Origin of the sequence: Kocuria sp. UBA1838, from assembly GCF_002338785.1 — a bacterium.
Taxonomy (GTDB): Bacteria; Actinomycetota; Actinomycetes; order Actinomycetales; family Micrococcaceae; genus Kocuria; species Kocuria marina.
Genome location: NZ_DDIY01000001.1, coordinates 1 through 17,379 on the forward strand (window position 1 = coordinate 1; position 17,379 = coordinate 17,379).

General features: G+C 67.2%; 17 protein-coding genes. 6 read left to right on the forward strand and 11 right to left on the reverse strand.

The window, feature by feature from the left end; all coding sequences use genetic code 11:
* Positions 1-6: 6 nt before the first annotated feature.
* The 11 genes from B3I25_RS00005 to B3I25_RS00055 all read right to left on the reverse strand — a co-directional run bounded on the left by B3I25_RS00005 (position 7) and on the right by B3I25_RS00055 (position 9,966).
* Positions 7-1,356 carry a threonine/serine ThrE exporter family protein gene (locus B3I25_RS00005; protein ID WP_286737369.1) on the reverse strand — a complete coding sequence of 450 codons (1,350 nt, stop codon included), beginning with the start codon at positions 1,354-1,356 and terminating at the stop codon, positions 7-9.
* Positions 1,357-1,481: 125 nt separating this feature from the next.
* A complete protein-coding gene (gene dnaB, locus B3I25_RS00010; protein WP_231885474.1) occupies positions 1,482-2,789 on the reverse strand; it encodes a replicative DNA helicase in 1,308 nt (435 codons plus the stop codon).
* 307 nt (positions 2,790-3,096) lie between these two features.
* On the reverse strand, positions 3,097-3,408 hold the full coding sequence (locus B3I25_RS00015; protein ID WP_286737370.1) for a hypothetical protein: 312 nt from the start codon (positions 3,406-3,408) through the stop codon (positions 3,097-3,099).
* Between the two features lie 156 nt (positions 3,409-3,564).
* Entirely contained in the window at positions 3,565-4,014 is a 450-nt protein-coding gene (gene rplI, locus B3I25_RS00020; protein WP_035962847.1) for a 50S ribosomal protein L9, read from the reverse strand.
* Positions 4,015-4,034: 20 nt separating this feature from the next.
* Positions 4,035-4,271 carry a 30S ribosomal protein S18 gene (gene rpsR / locus B3I25_RS00025; RefSeq protein ID WP_012399405.1) on the reverse strand — a complete coding sequence of 79 codons (237 nt, stop codon included), beginning with the start codon at positions 4,269-4,271 and terminating at the stop codon, positions 4,035-4,037.
* A 66-nt stretch (positions 4,272-4,337) separates the two neighbouring features.
* Positions 4,338-4,961, reverse strand: coding sequence for a single-stranded DNA-binding protein (locus tag B3I25_RS00030; RefSeq protein WP_286737372.1), 624 nt, complete (start codon positions 4,959-4,961; stop codon positions 4,338-4,340).
* A gap of 123 nt (positions 4,962-5,084) precedes the next feature.
* Positions 5,085-5,390, reverse strand: coding sequence for a 30S ribosomal protein S6 (gene rpsF, locus B3I25_RS00035; RefSeq protein ID WP_012399407.1), 306 nt, complete (start codon positions 5,388-5,390; stop codon positions 5,085-5,087).
* A 129-nt stretch (positions 5,391-5,519) separates the two neighbouring features.
* The gene (locus B3I25_RS00040; RefSeq protein WP_098055765.1) at positions 5,520-5,939 is read right to left on the reverse strand and encodes a TM2 domain-containing protein; all 420 of its coding nucleotides are present in this window, start codon (positions 5,937-5,939) and stop codon (positions 5,520-5,522) included.
* 50 nt (positions 5,940-5,989) lie between these two features.
* Positions 5,990-7,159, reverse strand: coding sequence for a hypothetical protein (locus tag B3I25_RS00045; protein ID WP_286737374.1), 1,170 nt, complete (start codon positions 7,157-7,159; stop codon positions 5,990-5,992).
* Positions 7,160-7,168: 9 nt separating this feature from the next.
* Positions 7,169-8,428, reverse strand: coding sequence for a glycosyltransferase 87 family protein (locus tag B3I25_RS00050; protein ID WP_286737375.1), 1,260 nt, complete (start codon positions 8,426-8,428; stop codon positions 7,169-7,171).
* 113 nt (positions 8,429-8,541) lie between these two features.
* Positions 8,542-9,966: a CCA tRNA nucleotidyltransferase gene (locus B3I25_RS00055; protein WP_286737376.1), complete on the reverse strand. Its 1,425-nt coding sequence runs from the start codon at positions 9,964-9,966 to the stop codon at positions 8,542-8,544.
* Positions 9,967-10,197: 231 nt separating this feature from the next.
* Here B3I25_RS00055 and B3I25_RS00060 point away from each other — a divergent pair, with 231 nt between their 5' ends.
* The 6 genes from B3I25_RS00060 to B3I25_RS00085 all read left to right on the forward strand — a co-directional run bounded on the left by B3I25_RS00060 (position 10,198) and on the right by B3I25_RS00085 (position 17,262).
* Positions 10,198-10,698 carry an NUDIX hydrolase gene (locus tag B3I25_RS00060; protein WP_064845478.1) on the forward strand — a complete coding sequence of 167 codons (501 nt, stop codon included), beginning with the start codon at positions 10,198-10,200 and terminating at the stop codon, positions 10,696-10,698.
* Positions 10,699-10,763: 65 nt separating this feature from the next.
* Entirely contained in the window at positions 10,764-12,419 is a 1,656-nt protein-coding gene (gene murJ / locus B3I25_RS00065; protein ID WP_286737378.1) for a murein biosynthesis integral membrane protein MurJ, read from the forward strand.
* Positions 12,420-12,486: 67 nt separating this feature from the next.
* Positions 12,487-14,367 carry a hypothetical protein gene (locus B3I25_RS00070; protein ID WP_286737379.1) on the forward strand — a complete coding sequence of 627 codons (1,881 nt, stop codon included), beginning with the start codon at positions 12,487-12,489 and terminating at the stop codon, positions 14,365-14,367.
* A gap of 102 nt (positions 14,368-14,469) precedes the next feature.
* Positions 14,470-15,507: a thioredoxin-disulfide reductase gene (trxB, locus tag B3I25_RS00075; RefSeq protein WP_286737380.1), complete on the forward strand. Its 1,038-nt coding sequence runs from the start codon at positions 14,470-14,472 to the stop codon at positions 15,505-15,507.
* A gap of 88 nt (positions 15,508-15,595) precedes the next feature.
* The gene (trxA, locus tag B3I25_RS00080) at positions 15,596-15,931 is read left to right on the forward strand and encodes a thioredoxin (protein ID WP_085107233.1); all 336 of its coding nucleotides are present in this window, start codon (positions 15,596-15,598) and stop codon (positions 15,929-15,931) included.
* Positions 15,932-16,083: 152 nt separating this feature from the next.
* On the forward strand, positions 16,084-17,262 hold the full coding sequence (locus tag B3I25_RS00085) for a peptidoglycan-binding protein (protein WP_286737381.1): 1,179 nt from the start codon (positions 16,084-16,086) through the stop codon (positions 17,260-17,262).
* The last annotated feature ends 117 nt before the right edge of the window (positions 17,263-17,379 follow it).

The following is a 17,379-nucleotide window of genomic DNA, read 5'->3' on the forward strand; positions in this document are numbered from 1 at the left end:
CCCGCGTCAGCTGGTGAAGGGCTTGGAGAAGATCGGAACCATGATGTCGCTGAAGTTCTCCTCGTCCGCCATCTCGCGGCGGAACTTCTGGCCCGGGTGGTGACGCACGAACTGGCGACGCCGCCCGGCCCAGAGGACCTCGGACGCCACGTACTGCCCGAGCATGCCGCCCATGCACAGGCAGAACGCGGTGATGGCAGCCTCGAGGACGTTCTCCCCGGCGTCTTCGAGGCCGAAGATCACGCCCAGGACACCCTGGTAGACGAGCATTCCCGGGAACAGCGGGAGCAGGACGACCATGAGCGTGGCGTTCGAGGCCAGGTTCAGGGCGCGGGTGAGGGTGACGCTCAGGATGCCCGCGACGATCGAGGCGATCAGAATGGCACCGAACGAACTCATGCCCGTGGCGGTGATGGCGAGGACCCCCAGCTGCACCAGGCCGCCGAATAGACCTAGGGACGCCAGCTTCCACCCACGACCACCCGAGGCGAGCGCGAAACCGGCGGAGACCACGGCGGCACCAAGGACGGTGAGGGCCCAGCGGGAGTCGTCCATCTGCAGCGTCTCGATGTAGTCCACGGAGTCCCCCACGAGCGGCCGCATGGCGTGGATCCCGATGGTCACACCGGCCACCAGACCGGCAGTGCTCGTGATGGCCTCGAAGATGCGCCCGGAGGCGGAGACGTACCACCCGGTGATGACGTCGTGCACCGCACCGTACGCGGCGATCCCCGCGAGCCACGCGGCCAGCGCGGCCACGATGCACACGGCCGTCTGGGTGATGTCGAAGAGCACCCCCGCCACGGTCGCCCCCAGCACCGCGGTCAGCCCCCCGGCCGCCAGGCTGAAGACCTCGGGGGCCTTGACGCGCTGGACGAGGGCGTAGACCCCGTAGACGGCCGCGGAGACGATCGCGGCCGTGATGGCGGTGGGCCAGCTTCCGCCCAGGATGAGAGCGAACCCGACACCGAACATCCCGAAACCGGTCACCGTCAGACGGTGGCCGATGTGTCGGGACTCCGTGAGGATCTCGTCCATGCGCTGGATCCCCTCCTCTGCAGAGATCCGGCCGAGCACGAAGTCCTCCAGCACCTCGCCCGTGTCCGTGCGCAGCTGGATGTCCAGGGTTCCGGGCTGGGACTCGAACACGCGAGTGCTCGGCGCCTTGTCCGGCGCATCCTGGTGGCTGATGGTCACCTGCCCCAGGCCCACGCTCACCGTGACGTCCCGCAGGTCCGTCTTGCGAAAGATCGACAGCAGGGACTTGGTGGTGTTGGCGGACCCGGCCCCGCTGCGGATCAGGGCGTCCGCAATCTGGAAGGCGAGTTTGTAAGCAGCCTGTTCAGTGGTAAGCACCGACAAAGCGTAGTGGGACGGGCCGGTTACGGGCGAGGTGGGTGCGATCCCAGGGGGTGGGAGGTTGGACGCAAGGCGCAGCTCGGCTTGCCCGGAACGCAGCACAAGACGGGGAGCTGAAGACTTTAGAACCCCTCCAGCGCCATGTTCGCGAACCGTGAGTAGTGGCCCTGGAACGCCACCACGATGGTCTTCGTGGGACCGTTGCGGTGCTTGGCCACGATCACGTCCGCCTCACCGGCGCGCGGAGACTCCTTGTCGTAGACGTCCTCGCGATGCAGCAGGATGACCATGTCCGCATCCTGCTCAATTGACCCCGATTCACGCAGATCACTCACCTGCGGCTTCTTGTCCTGGCGCTGCTCGGAACCACGGTTCAGCTGGGACAGCGCCACCACGGGCACGTCCAACTCCTTGGCGAGCAGCTTGAGCGCACGCGAGAACTCGGAGACCTCCTGCTGGCGGGACTCCACCTTCTTGCCAGAGCTCATGAGCTGCAGGTAATCCAGCACCACGAGCTTGAGGTCGTGCTTCTGCTTGAGCCGGCGGCACTTGGCGCGGATCTCCATCAGGGACATGTTGGGGGAGTCGTCGATGAACAGGGGCGCCTCGTTCATCTTGCCCATGATCTGCGCGATCTTGGCCCACTGCTCGTCCTGCAGGGTGCCCGCGCGCAGGTCCTGCATGTTCAGGGTGCCCTCCGCGGAGAGCAAGCGCATGGCGATCTCGTTGCGGCTCATCTCCAGGGAGAAGATCACGGACGTCATGTTGTGCTTGATGGACGCGGAGCGCGCCACGTCCAGGGCGAGCGTGGACTTACCCATGGCCGGACGCGCCGCGATCACGATCATCTGTCCGCCCTGGAACCCGTGGGTGAGCTCGTCCAGTTCGATGAACCCCGTGGGCACACCCTGCATCCCGGAGCGGTTGCCTGCGGCCTCGATCTCGTCCACGGTGGCTTCCATGACGTCCTTGAGCGGGACGTAGTCCTCCGCCGTGCGCCGCTCGGCCACCTGGTAGATCTCGCCCTGGGCCTCGTTGACGATGTCGTCCACTTCACCGTCGTGCGCGTAGCCCAGCTGCACGATCTTGGTCCCGGCCTCCACGAGCCGCCGCAGCACCGCGCGTTCCCGCACGATCTCCGCGTAGAACCCCGCATTGGCGGCCGTGGGCACGGATGCGATCAGCGAGTGCAGGTACGCGATCCCCCCGATCCGTTCGATCTCACCGTTCTTGGTGAGCTCGTCCCCCACGGTGATCGCGTCCGCCGGTTCGCCGCGCCCGTACAGGGAGACGATGGCGTCGTAGATGTTCTCGTGCGCCGGCTTGTAGAAGTCCACGCCCCGCAACACTTCCACTACGTCCGCGATGGCGTCCTTGGAGAGCATCATCCCGCCCAGCACCGACTGCTCGGCCTGGTTATCGTGCGGCATGGTACGGCCGTAGTCCTCGCGCGGCCCGGACGAATATTCCGACACCCTCACTCACTTTCCTTGCAGACGAATGCGCCCACCTCGAGCGGCGCACCCGTTCATTCTCCCACCGCTCTCCGACCCCCATAGTCGCCCGTGCTCGTTGCAGAACCGGGCGCTGAGTAGACGACGACGAGCGGCCCGGTGGCGCGCCGTCGTCGTCCACGGCCTGTGGAAAAGTACGTGGAAAACATGTGGAACACGCCGTGCAGTGCTGTGCACAGGCTGTGGAGAGATCTGTGGAAAACCCGTCGCAGCTGTGGGTAACTCACCCGAGCAGCGCGAAGAAGAGCAGCCAGAGCAGGGGCGATGTCACGATGGCCAGGAGCAACACCAGAACGTAACGGCCCCGCAGGGCCGAGAAGGCCACGGTGCCCGCAATGCCTAGGATCAATGCCACAAGGGACGCGACCACGCTCAGGATGAGGCCGACCACCAGGACAGCCACCGCACCGCGCGGCGCCAAGGAATTGCCGGCGAGGAACGCCCCCAGGAAGAACACCAGGGTCAATGCCACGCACCCCAATGCCACCCAGAACAGCGTGCGGCCCGTGCTCAACCTGCGTGCGCTCATGATCATGACCGGCATCCTCCCACGGTGCTCTGCGCGATCTCTGGAAGCCCGAGGACGGCAAGAACCCCGTGGAACGAGCGTTCCACGGGGTTCTCATACATCACCCGCGAGCCCCGCGAACCGCGTGAACAGTTCAGGGGCCCGGATGCACTCGAGGTGCGATCAGGCGGGGACGACCTCGAACTCCACGTTCGCGTTAACGTCCTCGTGCAGGTGGATCACGGCCTGGTACACGCCGGTGGTCTTGATGCGCTGGGTCAGGTCCACGCGACGCTTGTCGATGGAACCCAGACCGGCGGTCTCGACCGCGGAGGCGATGTCCCCGGCGCGGACCGTACCGAACAAGCGACCCTCGGCACCGGACTTGACCGGGACGGTCAGGGTGGTGGAGGTCAGCTTGGCGGCGAGAGCCTGGGCGTCCTCGAGGGAGGACAGCTCACGGGCCGCACGAGCCTGCTTGATGGAGTCGATCTGCTTCTCGGCGCCGCGGGTCCACGGAGTCGCGAAGCCGCGGGGGAACAGGAAGTTACGGGCGTAGCCGTTCTTCACGTCCACCACGTCGCCCGCGGAACCGAGCCCGGAGACTTCCTGGGTCAAAATGATCTTTGCCATGAATTCTCAGTCCTCTCTGATCAGCGGCCAGCGCCGGAGTAGGGCAGCAGTGCCACTTCACGAGCGTTCTTGATCGCCTGGGCGATCTTGCGCTGCTCCTGAACGGACACGCCGGTCACGCGGCGAGCGCGGATCTTGCCGCGATCGGAGATGAACTTACGCAGCAAGGCGACGTCCTTGTAGTCGATCTCGGTGACGTCGGCCGCCTTGAGCGGGTTCTGCTTCGGTTTCGGCTTGCGAATTTCAGCCTTGGCCATCGTGGTGCTCCTTTTCTGGTGCGGAGCCCGCAGGCGTACCTGCGGGATGGGTTGGAATGGTTGTGTTTAGAAGGGGGGCTCGTCCTCGGCGCCGGTTCCCCAGTCGTAGTTCCCACCGGAGGACTGACCCCAGGGATCGTTACCCTGCTGACGCGGTTGCTGGCCCCCGCGGCCGCCCTGGTTCCCGTTGAACCCGCCGCCCTGGTTGCCACCACCGGGGTTACCGCCACCCTGGTTGCCGCCGAAGCCGCCACCCTGGTTGTCGTTGAAACCGCCCTGACCGCCGCCGAAGCCTTGGTTCCCGCCGTAGGAGTTGCCTCCGCCGCGCGAGTTCCGGTTGATCTTGGCGGTCGCGTACCTCATGGAGGGGCCGATCTCGTCCACTTCCAGCTCGGTGCTGGTGCGGCGCTCCCCTTCCTTGGTCTCGTACGAGCGTGCCTTGAGCCGACCCTGGACGATCACGCGGGTTCCCTTGGTCAGGGACTCCGCCACGTTCTCGGCAGCCTCACGCCACACCGAGCAACGCATGAAAAGGGTCTCCTGATCCTTCCATTCGTTGCTCTGCCGGTCGAAGGCGCGCGGGGTGGACGCAACGGTGAAGTTGGCCACGGCGGCTCCGGACGGCGTGAAGCGCAATTCGGGGTCTGCAGTCAGATTTCCGATCACTGTAATGACGGTGTCGCCAGCCATGTGAACCTCCGGATTCTGTGGACGCTGGATGCGAGACTCAGTGGGGTGAAAAGCATCTCACGGGGACTCTCAGAGCCCGCGGTGAGTGCGTGCTGTGCAGCCCGGGTGGGCCGCACGCTCACCTCACTTGCCGTGGATCTTCTGCTCTTCCGGACGGATGATCTTGGTGCGCATCACGGCCTCGTTGAGGCTCAGCACGCGGTCCAGTTCCTTGGCGGTCTGCGGCTCGGCGGTGAAGTTCACCACGGCGTAGATCCCCTCGGACTTCTTCTGGATCTCGTAGGCCAGACGACGACGGCCCCAGATGTCGAGCTTGTCGACGGTGCCGTTCTCCTTGGTGACGACCTCGAGGAACTTCTTGAGGGTCGGCTCGACGGCGCGCTCCTCCACCTCGGGGTTGAGGATGACCATAAGTTCGTATTCACGCATGTAAAGAACCCACCTCCTTCGGGCTAAGCGGCTGCGGTCCTTCCGCAGCAGGAGGTTCTGTGCGTATGTCGGTGCCGGCAGCGATCGGCGCACGGCACACAGACTTCCCCACTTTACTACAACGGGGGCTCAGTAGCCACCGACGCGTCGGGCCAACCGAGCGTTGAGCGCGCCCACGCGCAGGGGGATCACGAACAGGTCGATCAGCATGAGCAGCCACAACAGACCCAGGAAGAACCAGCCGATCAGGATCCCCACGGTGAGCCACCCGATCGCGGAGAGCACCAGGTAGAAGATCCCTTGGAAGGGCTGGGCCAGGTAGAACTTGTGGACGCCGAAGTTGCCCAGGAAGAACCACAGGACATAGGCCAGCACGATGGACCTGCCGCCCACCACGTTGACGTTGATCGGCTGACCGACGGGGCGCTGGTGACCCCACCCGGGCACGGTGCCTGCGGGGCCGAAGCCGGCGCCTTGGCCGTAGCCGCGGGACGGCTTGTCGCGGCGCGGTAGCGGTTGTGCCGTGTAGTACTCCGGTTCGTCGGCCATGATGAACCCCTTTTCCACTCCCCGGTTGCCTTGAGGCAACCGCTCCCATCCTAGGCGCGCTGGCTGGCCCTCTCCCGCTCGGTCAGCGTTGAGCGCAACTGCACGTCCGTGTCCAGGTCCTCACCGTTGGTCCGGGCCGTCACGTCGATCCCGAAGCCCACGGTCCCCGAGTGCTGCCGCCCGTTCTGCAGCCAGGTCACGGTGGCCACCGCGGGGCGGAACCGCACGGCGTGGAAGGCCAGGGGATCGTCGTCATCCTGTGCCAGGAGCAGTGACGGGCGGGACTGCAGTTCCCACCGAATGTTGGACACGCCCGGCGGGACCTCCGTGGGAGCCCCGGTGGGTGAAGCACTGGGCGAAGCGGAGGGTGACGCCGCGGGCCCGCCTCCCAACTGCGCGGGCAGCGGGCACTGCGCAGCGTCGAAGCGCAGCACGCGTTCGCATTGGCCCACGGCGTCCTGAACGGCCCGCTCCGCGCCCTCCCACATGCGCGGCGACGCCGTGAAGTCCAGTTCGACCGCGGCGGACCGGGGATCGCTCATGGATATTTCCACGGAGGCATGTTCGCTGGCCAGGAGATACGAGTCCTCGGGCATCGCGATGTCGTAGACCCCGGGCAGGCCCTCGAACTGCCACGTGCGCGCGGGTGACCCGGGATCGGAAGGGTCCGTAGGGAAGAGCTCGGAACCGTTCGGACGCACCTTGTTGCCGTTGACGGACGCCGCGTCCACCGCCGCGGGCAGTCGGACGTCCACAATGGCGTTGTCGCGTTCCACCAATCGCCACGAGTCGTTGAAGGGGCCCCAGGACGCCACCTTCTCGACCGTGTACTCACGGTGCACGGTGGAACCGTCCCCCAGGTGGATGTCCACCCCCACCGCGGCGTGTTCCCCGTGATTCTGGACCCCCACGAAGTCGTGGCCCTGCGGGCGGTTTGCGGCATCCCGGTACACCCCGTTGGACAGCAGCTGGGCCAGGGGGCGGTCCCCGCCGATCAACAACGGTGCGAGGACCTGACGGGAACTGCCGCCCTCGAGGTACCCCAGGTACCTGCCCACGGGAGCCTCGGGATCCCGCGAGACCAGGAAGTAGTTGGCGAGCGCGGCCCACACGGTGGACGCGACCGCGACGAACACCAGCACGAGCAACAGGGGTAGGCGGAGGGAACGCCAGGACGGCAGCCTCAGACGAGCGAGGGTCTCGGAGTCGCGCGGTGCCATGCCGGGTTCTTACTGGACCGCGGACGCGCCGAGCGCCGCAGCCTTGCGTCCCCGGAACATGTCCACCACGACCGCCACCACCAGATAGATGAGAAAGACATAACGTACTACGGCCAATATATCTTGGGCGCTCCAGCCGAATTCCTCGACCCACGGCAGGGTGGGCCATGCCGAGGCCGGCAGCACCACGGTGGCCCAGTAGAGCACTTCCACCACCTGCCACAGCCCGAACTCGATCCAGTTGCGACGGCACAGGATGACGAGGGGCACGAGCCACACCACGTAGGTCAGGGAGTACTCCTTGGCCAACAGGATGTAGAGCGCGAGCAACAGGAACGTGATCTGCACGGCCGAGGGCTCCCGCGTGCTGAGCAGCGCGATCAGGAGCACGAACACGAGCGCCAGGATCATGCTCAGCAGGACGTACTGACCGTCCGCGCCGGTTCCCAGGGACACCCCGGTGCGCGGTTCAACGGTGGAGCTCCACACGTTCCACAGCGAGGGTTGTTCGGTGTCGGAGCGCACCATGTCCCCGAACTGGGCCCGCCAGCGGTCCCACGCCGTGATCATGTACGTCCCGTTGATCAGGGCCCACGCGACCACGGCCCAGATGAACGCGGAGAGGATGTCCTTGAGGAACCGGTGACGCGCGGCCATGATCAGGATCGCGAGCAGCACCACCACGGGGAAGAACGCCACGGAGGCACCGAAGCCCACCATGATCCCCGCGAGCGCCGGGTTCCCGCGTACGTAGCCCAGCAGGGCGAGCATCATGAACAGCACGGCCCACAGGTCCCAGGACTGGAATCCCACGAGCACGATCACGGGGGCCAACGCCATGACCAGGGCGTCGGAGCGCCGGTTGCCGCTCAGCGAGGAGACCACGCCCACGACGGCCAACCACACGAGGGCCAGAAGGATCAGGGAGAGGTCCAGGTAGAAGCCCTGCCCCACGTCCAGACCTAGCAGGGAGGTCAGGTTGGAGGCGAACCACCCGATGATCGTGGTGATCATCCCCACGAGCACCGGCTGATCCCCCGTGGGACCCCCGGTGAAGAACCCCCCGGCCACGTCCGACGAGCGCACACTGAGATCCCCGGTGCCGATCACCGTGGCACACAGCTCGGGAACCTGCTGGGCCATGTTCCAGTCCGGTACCCGGCACGGGATGCGCAACAGGTAGGCCATCATGACCGTGTACAGGCCGAGGCCCAGCAGCATCAGACCGGCATTGCCTCCCGATCTGTTGCGCGCACCTTCCAGGCTCATGCGGGATCTCCTCGGAACGCGGGTACGGATGCTGTCAGTGTTCCACGGGGGCGGGGAGTCCACGCGTCATGGCGCGAGTGTTCCGCTGCGGTACCTCGGCGTGGCCCTCTCCGTCAGGAGTCGATGACGCCCTTCTCACGCGCCCAGGACACGAGGCGCTCGCGTGCCACGTCCTCCCCCACGGCGCCCTCGTCCAGACGCATCTCCAAGAGGAATTTGTACGCGCGGCCCACCTGGGGCCCGGGCGGGATGCCCAGGATCGCCATGATCTGCTGGCCGTCCAGCTCGGGCCGGACGGCGTCCAGCTGTTCCTGCTCGGCGAGCTGGTCGATGCGGTGTTCGAGCTCGTCGTAGTGCCGGGCGAGCCGGGAGGCCTTGCGCTTGTTGCGGGTCGTGACGTCCGAGCGGGTGAGCCGGTGCAGACGCTCGAGTTCGTCCCCCGCGTCCCGCACGTACCGGCGCACCGCGGAATCGGTCCAGTCGGCGTCACCATATCCGTAGAAACGCATATGCAGTTCCACAAGGCGAGTGACCCGCTTGATCGTGTCATTGTCGAAGCGCAGCGCCTTCATCCGCTTGCGCGTGAGCTTGGCCCCCACCACCTCGTGGTGCCGGAAGCTCACGGCCCCGGAGGGTTCGAAGCGGCGCGTGGCGGGTTTGCCCACGTCATGCATGAGCGCCGCGAAGCGCAACACGAAGTCCGGGGCGGGCACAGGGCCGTCCGGACCGGTCTCCTTCTCCGCGGCCTGTTCCATGACCGTGAGGGAATGTTGGTAGACGTCCTTGTGATGATGCGCCTCGTCGGTCTCCAGCTGCAGCGCGGGCACCTCCGGGAGCACGATCTGCGCGAGTCCCGTGTCCACCATGAGTTCGGTGCCCCGGCGGGGATGGGCGCCGCAGATCAGCTTGACCAGTTCCTCGCGCACCCGTTCGGCGGAGACGATCTCGATCCGCTCGGCCATCGCGGTCATGGCCTCCCGCACGGGCTCCGCCACGGTCAGATCCAACTGGGAGCTGAACCGCGCGGCACGCATCATGCGCAGGGGATCGTCCGTGAACGAATCCTCCGGGGTCCCGGGGGTGCGCAGCACACCGGCGTGCAGATCCTTGATCCCGCCGAACGGGTCCACGAGCTCCATTCCCGGCAACCGCAGGGCCATGGCGTTGACGGTGAAGTCGCGGCGTCGCAGGTCTTCGGTCAGATCGTCCCCGAAGGCCACGGTGGGCTTGCGGGAATCGGGGTCGTACGCCTCGGCGCGGTAGGTGGTGACCTCCAGCTGCATGCCGGACTTGCGCATCCCGATGGTCCCGAATTCCCGGCCGATCTCCCAGTGTGCATCCGCCCAGTCCCGGATCAGCTCGAGGGTCTGATCGGGACTCGCGTTCGTGGTGAAGTCCAGGTCCAGCGCGTCCCGGCCCAGCAGGAGGTCGCGTACGGGCCCGCCCACCAGGGACAGCTCGTATCCGGCGCTGTCGAAGAGGCGCCCCAGCTCGTGGGAAACGGGGTGAAGTGAGGAGGTGTCCAGCAACTGCGTCATGATGAGCGTCATTATCGCATCACGGCGAGCGCCGTCGGCCGGCTCGGGGCGGCGTCTGCGTCGGCGGGTGCGAGCGGAATGTGCCGTCGGCCGGCCCGACCGGCCCGGCCGGCCCGACCGGAGCGGGCGTCGTCGGGCCCGCGGCGGTACAACCGCTCTCGACCGCGGCGAACGGACCGCCGCCGGACCCATATCAGGGAGTGTCCCGGGAATGTCGCTAAGGTAGATGGCATGGCTTTCCCCGTACCCAGCGCGCCCAAGAGGCGACCGAACCAACCGGTCTCCGCGCTGCCCACGGTGGAAGAGGTGTCGGCCGGTGGGATCGTGGTGGACCTGTCCGATCCCACGCATCCGGTGGCCATCATTGCTCGGATCAACCGCGGTGGACGGCTCGAGTGGTGCCTTCCCAAGGGTCATCCCGAGGGCGAGGAGACCAACGAGGAAGCCGCCGTGCGGGAGATAGAGGAGGAAACCGGAATCATGGGCCGCGTGCTCTCCCCGCTGGGCAGCATCGACTACTGGTTCACGGTCTCCGGACACCGCGTGCACAAGACCGTTCACCATTTCCTGCTGGAGGCCATCGGCGGATTCCTGACCACGGAGAACGACCCCGACCACGAGGCCGTGGATGTAGCGTGGTCCGGGATCGACGCCCTCGGCCGGAAGTTGTCCTTCCCCAACGAGCGGCGCATCGCGGACATCGCCCGGGAATACATCATTCACCAGTTGTAGGCTGTCCCGTCCGATCCGTCGTGCGCCGTACCCGGCCCGTCCCCCCGCGCAGGAGGCCTTGATCCATGCAGAATTCCGGTGCGCGTTCCAGCGCGATCATGGCCTCCGGGACCCTGGTGTCCCGCATCCTGGGGTTCGTCAAGACGTTCCTGATCACGGTGGCCATCGGTTCCGCCGCGACCATGGCGGACGTGTTCCAGCTGGCCAACACACTGCCCAACCTGATCTACGTGCTGATCGCGGGCGGTGTGTTCAACGCGGTGCTGGTGCCGCAGATCATCAAGGCGTCCAAGGCGCAGGACGAGGGCGCCGATTACATCTCCCGGCTGATCACACTCGCCGTGATCGCGCTGTTGGTCATCACCGCGGCGGTCGTACTGTTGGTGCGCCCCATCATGAATCTCATGGGCCCGGGGTGGTCGGACGCCCAGCTGGCCATGGGCACCACGTTCGCGCTGATCACGTTCCCCCAGATCTTCTTCTACGGCCTCTACACGGTCGTGGGTCAGGTGCTCAACGCCAAGGGTGCGTTCGGTGCGTACATGTGGGCCCCGGTGCTCAACAACGTCATCGCGATCGCCGCCCTGCTGGTCTTCATCCAGCAGTTCGGTCCGTTCCGCACCAACCCGCACACCCTCGAGAACTGGAGCTCCGCCCAGACCTTCTGGCTCGTGGTCATGGCCACGGTGGGTGTCGCCGCGCAGGCCTTCATCCTGTTCTGGCCGCTCGCCCGGCTGGGACTGCGGATCCGCCCGCGCTTCGGGTGGCGCGGGATCGGGCTGTCCACCGCGGCGCGCCTGGGCGGCTGGACGCTCGCCACCGGCGTGATCGCCAACCTCGCGTTCATGGCCCTGTACCGCACCGCGGCGATCCCCACGGGTGCCCGGGCGGACATCGCGTCCGGCCCGGGTGGGGCGCCCCCCATCGCGGGTACGGCCGTCCTGGACCAGGCCACCATGCTCTACGCGTTGCCCCACGGGGTGATCGGGCTGTCCATCGCCACCGTGTTGTTCAACCGCATGGCGGCCGCGGCGTCCGAGAAGGACCGTGACTCCCTGGTCTCATCCCTGTCCTCGAGCCTGCGGGTCACCGGTGTGGCCACCGTGTTCTGCATGGTCGCCCTGATCATGTACGCGGGTCCGCTGGGCATGCTGTTCTCCGGTGGTGTTCCCGCCGCGGGCGCGGTGATCGGTCAGGTCATCACGGTGATCGCCATCGGCGCGCCGTTCATGTCCACCGCGTTCATGCTGGGCCGCGCGTTCTACGCCCAGGAGGACGCGCGCACCCCGTTCCTCGTGCAGCTGGGGGTGTCCGTCTTCACCGTGATCGCCGCCGTGCTGATCGCCCGGGTCTTTCCGCCCGAGCACATGGTGTTCGCCGTCGCGGCCTGTTACGCCATCCAGAACGTGCTGGCCACGGTGATCTACCACTACGCCCTCACGCGGCGGATCGGGGACTACGGCCTGTCCCGGATCGTGAGCAGTCACGTGCGCATCCTGGCCGCCTCGCTCGTTGCGGGCGTGGCGGGAGTCGTGACGCTGTGGTGGCTCGGCGGGTACCGCACCGACGGTTTCCCGTGGGGTAATCAGGCAGCAGCCCTGATCAGCCTGGCCGTGGGCGGGCTCGTGATGGCCGCCGTGTACGCCGTGGCCCTGAAGCTGTTCCGGGTCCAGGAGTTCACGGGTTTGCTGGCCCCGCTGCGCGCCAAACTCGGCCGGTAGACTGCCCGAAAGATCGTTCTCGCGCCCGTGCGACCCCCGTGGCGCCCGATTATCAGAGGGAGCCACCGTGTCCCAGCCCATTGCGCTTGGAGCCGTTCTGGGGGGCCGTTACAAGGTCACCGCGTCCCTGCTGAGCACCGCCGAAAACGATCACGTGCTCCAGGGCGAGGACCAGATCCTGCGCCGCCGGGTCTCGATCCTGGTGCCCTCCCCGGCTCACGAGTCGCTGCTCGTGGACAACGCGCGTTCCCTGGCCGCCGGCGCCGGGCACAGCGGCTTCCAGGTCCTGGACATGGGTCAGACCGAGGACTCCACCTACCTGGTCACCTCCTATGCACCCACCGCGGACCTGTTGGACGCGCTGCTGGTCCAGGACGACGACGCCGACGACTACTCCCTCTCCGACGACATCTTCGGGGACTCCCGCTCGGCCGCCTCCTCCGCCTACATTTACGAGGAGCCGGACCCCACACAGCCGCAGGAGACCGTCTCCCGGGATCCTGAACCCTCGGCGCGCCCCGCCGTCACGCGCTGGAACGCCTCCGACTACGACGATTACGACGACGCCCCCGCCGCCCCGTCCGTGCGCAACAAGCTCGGCTTCGCGCGCAAGGTCCGCCCTGACGCCGTGCGCTCCACGATGTTCGACCGCGCAGCCACCCGGGGCGCTGCCGCCGGGGCGACCGCAGCGACGTCGGCCGAGGCGATCGATCCCACCTACGACGGCGACAACCGCTACGAGAGCTACGAACGGACCGAGGGCAAGCCTGGGCGCCTGGATGAACAGCCCTCCGCGCCCCGCTCGGCCCGCGATGACGACGCCGCTCACGACGGCACCGCGGCCATCCGCACGGTCGCACCGGCCTCCGGTGCAGCGGCCGGGCATGCTTCGGCATCGGACGCCGACGCCGCGTCGCTCCCCGACACGGCCCCTGGTGACGACGCTGCTCCCCTGGACGATCCCGCCGCCCCGGCCAGGACGGCCGCCGGTGGTTCGGATGCCGCCGCGTCCGCCGAGAGCGTGGGTACGGCCCATGCCGCCGGGGGCGGGATGATGAACGCCGCGGCGACCACTGCGGCGGCAGGCGGGATCGCGGGTGCGGCAGCGGCGTCGTCGGCGAACGCATCCGCACGGCACTCCCCCGCGGGGACGGACACCGCAGCGGCGCGCACCGCGGACGGGGCGAGGGAGCCCGCGGCCGGCGGCGCAGCCGCACGCACCGCCCACGCCGCCGAACGCGAGCATGCCGCTGATCCGGCGGGCGCGGGTGGCGCCCGGCCCGGCTCCACCGAACGATCCCGCAAGGGTCCGCTGCGGTGGCTGTTGCTGTTGTTACTGATCATCGCGCTGATCGCGGCGATCGTGCTGGGCTTCCGCGGGCTCGGTGCGCTCACCGGGCAGTTTGGACAGGGCGGGGCCCCGCAGGAGAACGCAGCGCCGAGCGGGCCCGCGGGCTCCCCCGCGGCGACGAACACGCCGAGCCCGGCCGCCACACCGCAGATCGGGACGGTCACGCGGGTGACCCAGGACCCGAACTTCATGACCGACACGGACGCCACGCTGGGCCAGGCCACGGACGGCAACCCGGGGACCTCGTGGCTGAGCTACGGTTTCTCGAACTCCCAGTTCGGGAACCTAGTCCAGTACGTGGGACTCGCCGCGCAGCTGCAGGACCCCGCACCCGTCCGGAAACTCACGATCCAGCAGGACGGTGGCACCGGCGGACAGTTCACGGTGTACGTCTCGGACGGCCCGTCGCTCGACGGCGCGCAACAAGTGGGCACGGGCTCGTTCACCGGGCCGCAGGTCAGCGTCCCGCTCTCCGAGGCCGCACAGAACGACCCGCACCGGTACGTCCTAGTGGTGTGGAACGAATTGCCGCGACTGAACAATCCCATCGGCGGCTACCCGTACGGCTTGCGGATCAGCGAACTGTCCGTGCGCTGAACCCGGTGACGCCGCCGAACGGAATATCTGGCGGTGCTCCCCACGTTCTTGGGTGTAGTTGACATCCGCACACGCGGTGACTCGTGGAAAGGTTTCGTACCAGTGAGCAATCAGCCCGGCATTTTCGCGAATGCTGTGAACCTCAAGGTCGGCAGCGCGGCGGAGGCCTCCGCTGCGTCTGAGGACGCCCGCACCACCTCCGCGGACGACGCCGTTCACGACGTCGTCATCGTGGGTTCCGGTCCCGCGGGGTACACCGCCGCCATCTATACGGCGCGCGCAAACCTCAACCCCGTGGTGCTGGCCGGGTCCGTGACCGCCGGTGGTGAACTCATGAACACCACGGACGTGGAGAACTACCCGGGGTTCATCGACGGCATCATGGGCCCGGACCTGATGAACAACATGCAGCAGCAGGCCGAGCGCTTCGGGGCGGACATCCGCTACGAGGACGTCGTCTCCGCGGAACTCGACGGAGAGATCAAGACCGTGACCGTGGAGGACGGGACCGTGCTGCGCGCCCGCGCGGTCATCATCTCCACCGGTTCCGAGTACCGCAAGCTCGGTCTCGAGGACGAGGAACGGCTCTCCGGCCACGGTGTGTCGTGGTGTGCCACGTGCGACGGGTTCTTCTTCAAGAAGCAGAACATCGCGGTGGTGGGCGGCGGTGACTCCGCGATCGAGGAGGCCACGTTCCTGACCAAGTTCGCGGACAAGGTGACCCTGATCCACCGCCGGGACCGGTTCCGTGCGTCCGAGATCATGCAGCAGCGCGCGTTCGACGACCCCAAGATCGAGATCCTCTGGAACACCAAGGTCACGGGGATCCAGGGCGCGGACAAGGTGGAGTCCCTGGCCCTGGAGGACACCGTCACGGGTGAGGGCTCTGAGCTGGCCGTGACCGGTCTGTTCGTGGCCATCGGCTCGGACCCCCGCGTAGGACTCGTGAAGGATCAGCTCGAGTTGACGGTGGACAACACGATCGCCGTGGACGGGCGCAGCTCCACGACCTCGCTGGCCGGTGTCTTCGCCGCCGGCGACGTGGTGGACGCGACCTACCGCCAGGCGATCACCGCCGCGGGCTCGGGCTGTGTTGCCGCGGTGGACGTGGAGCACTACCTCGCGGCCCTCGACAGCTGATCCGAACCCACCCGACAACCCACTCCCGCCCGGAACCGCCGGAACGATTCGGCGACCGAGCGGGGAAACCCATCGAAAGGAAACGCACATGAGCTCTGCAAAGGACGTCACCGACGCCAACTTCAAGGCCGAGGTGCTCGAGAACTCCAAGCCCACCATCGTGGACTTCTGGGCCGAGTGGTGCGGTCCGTGCCGCCAACTCGGACCCGTGCTGGACGCGATCGCCGCGGAGCACGCGGATCACGTGGACGTGGTGAAGGTCAACGTGGACGACAACCCCGCGATCGCCTCCCAGTACGGCATCACCTCGATCCCCGCGGTGTACCTCTTCGCGAACGGCGAGGTCGCCAAGACCTCGATCGGTGCCAAGCCCAAGTCCGCGCTCGAGAAGGAGTTCGGGGACTACCTCAACCCCTCCGCGTGACACATCCGACCCGGGCCCGCATCACTTACGTGCGCGGGCCCGGGTTTTCTCGAACCCAATTGCAGTGTGCGAACCACACCGTGGGAGTGGCTCGCCGACCCCAGGGAGACCACGTGCCGCCATCCACCCCCGGAGCCGCGCTCAGACACGGTATGACCGACCGCCGCATCACGGGTCTCAGGGAACGCCTCGTCAGGGCAGGGGGCGAAGACCTACCCCTGGCCGGCGACAGCGTGCCGGACCCCACGGTCTTCGACGACCGTGTGGACCACGCCGTGCGGGTGTTCCAGCAGCGCAAGGGGCTCATCGTGGACGGCGTGGTCGGTCCGGAGACCGAGGCAGCACTCAACGACGCCCAGTACAGGCTGGGCGACCGTCCACTGTTCTTCGACGAGGTGGCCCCGTTGCACGGCGACGACGTCGAGGAGCTGCAGGACAACCTTTCGCTGTTGGGTTTCTACTACGGGCACCTGAATGCGGTGTTCAACCGCCAGACCGAGTACGCCGTGAAGGAACTCCAACACAGCCTGGGTGTCCCGAGTGACGGCACCGTGGGTCTCGATACCCTCTCCGGACTGGCTCGCGTGCGCAAGAAGATCACCTCGGCCAAGGCCTTCTCCCTACGAGATCACCACCGGCTGGAGAGCCTCCAGGAGGCCCTCCGTGATCGCCTGGTGCTCCTGGTGCCCTCCGGTGCCGGTCCTCAGGTGTCCCCAGCCGGGGCCCCGGATTCGTTCGCCGCGGATCAGGATGCTATCACCCTCGACGTCGCGCAGCGCACCCGCGACCTTCTCCGCGCGGTAGGCGCCAAGCCCGTGATCGCAGCAGCCCAGGGCGCCGGCGCTTCATCGTCAAGTGCTGGACCGGAGGGCTCGGACGGGAGCGTCCCAGAGGTCCCCGAGGTCCTCCCCGACGACGCCCTTGTGCTCACTCTGCAGTGTGACTGGAACTCCTCGCCCCTGGCCCAGGGTGTGGCCACCTTCTTCTGGGGTGCACCGGACACACGTCAGGCGTACTCCCCCGTGGGTCAGCTCGCGTCGGACATGATCCTGCGTGAGCTGGTGGCCCGCACGGGTGCCCTGGACCTGGGGAGCCATGCACGGCAGTGGAGCGCACTCCGTGAGGTCCGTACCGCGGCGGCGTGGGTCGATCTGGGATACCTTTCGAACAAGGATGAGGCCTCCCGGCTGCGGAGCGGCGAGTACCGCGCCCGTTTGGCGGAGGCGCTTCTGTGTGGCCTCCAGCGCGTCCTGGCGTCCACTCCGGAACCCACCGTCACGGGAACCATGAGCCTGGCGGACATCCAGGACTATTACCGTAGGGACGGCTGAACGCACCTCATCATGGGGCGATGGCGATTCATTGGAGACAAGGCTGATCGCCTTGCTGCTGACACTCGATCGCCCGGTTGATCTGTTGAGGTGATGGAATAAGGGCCGCGATGTTTC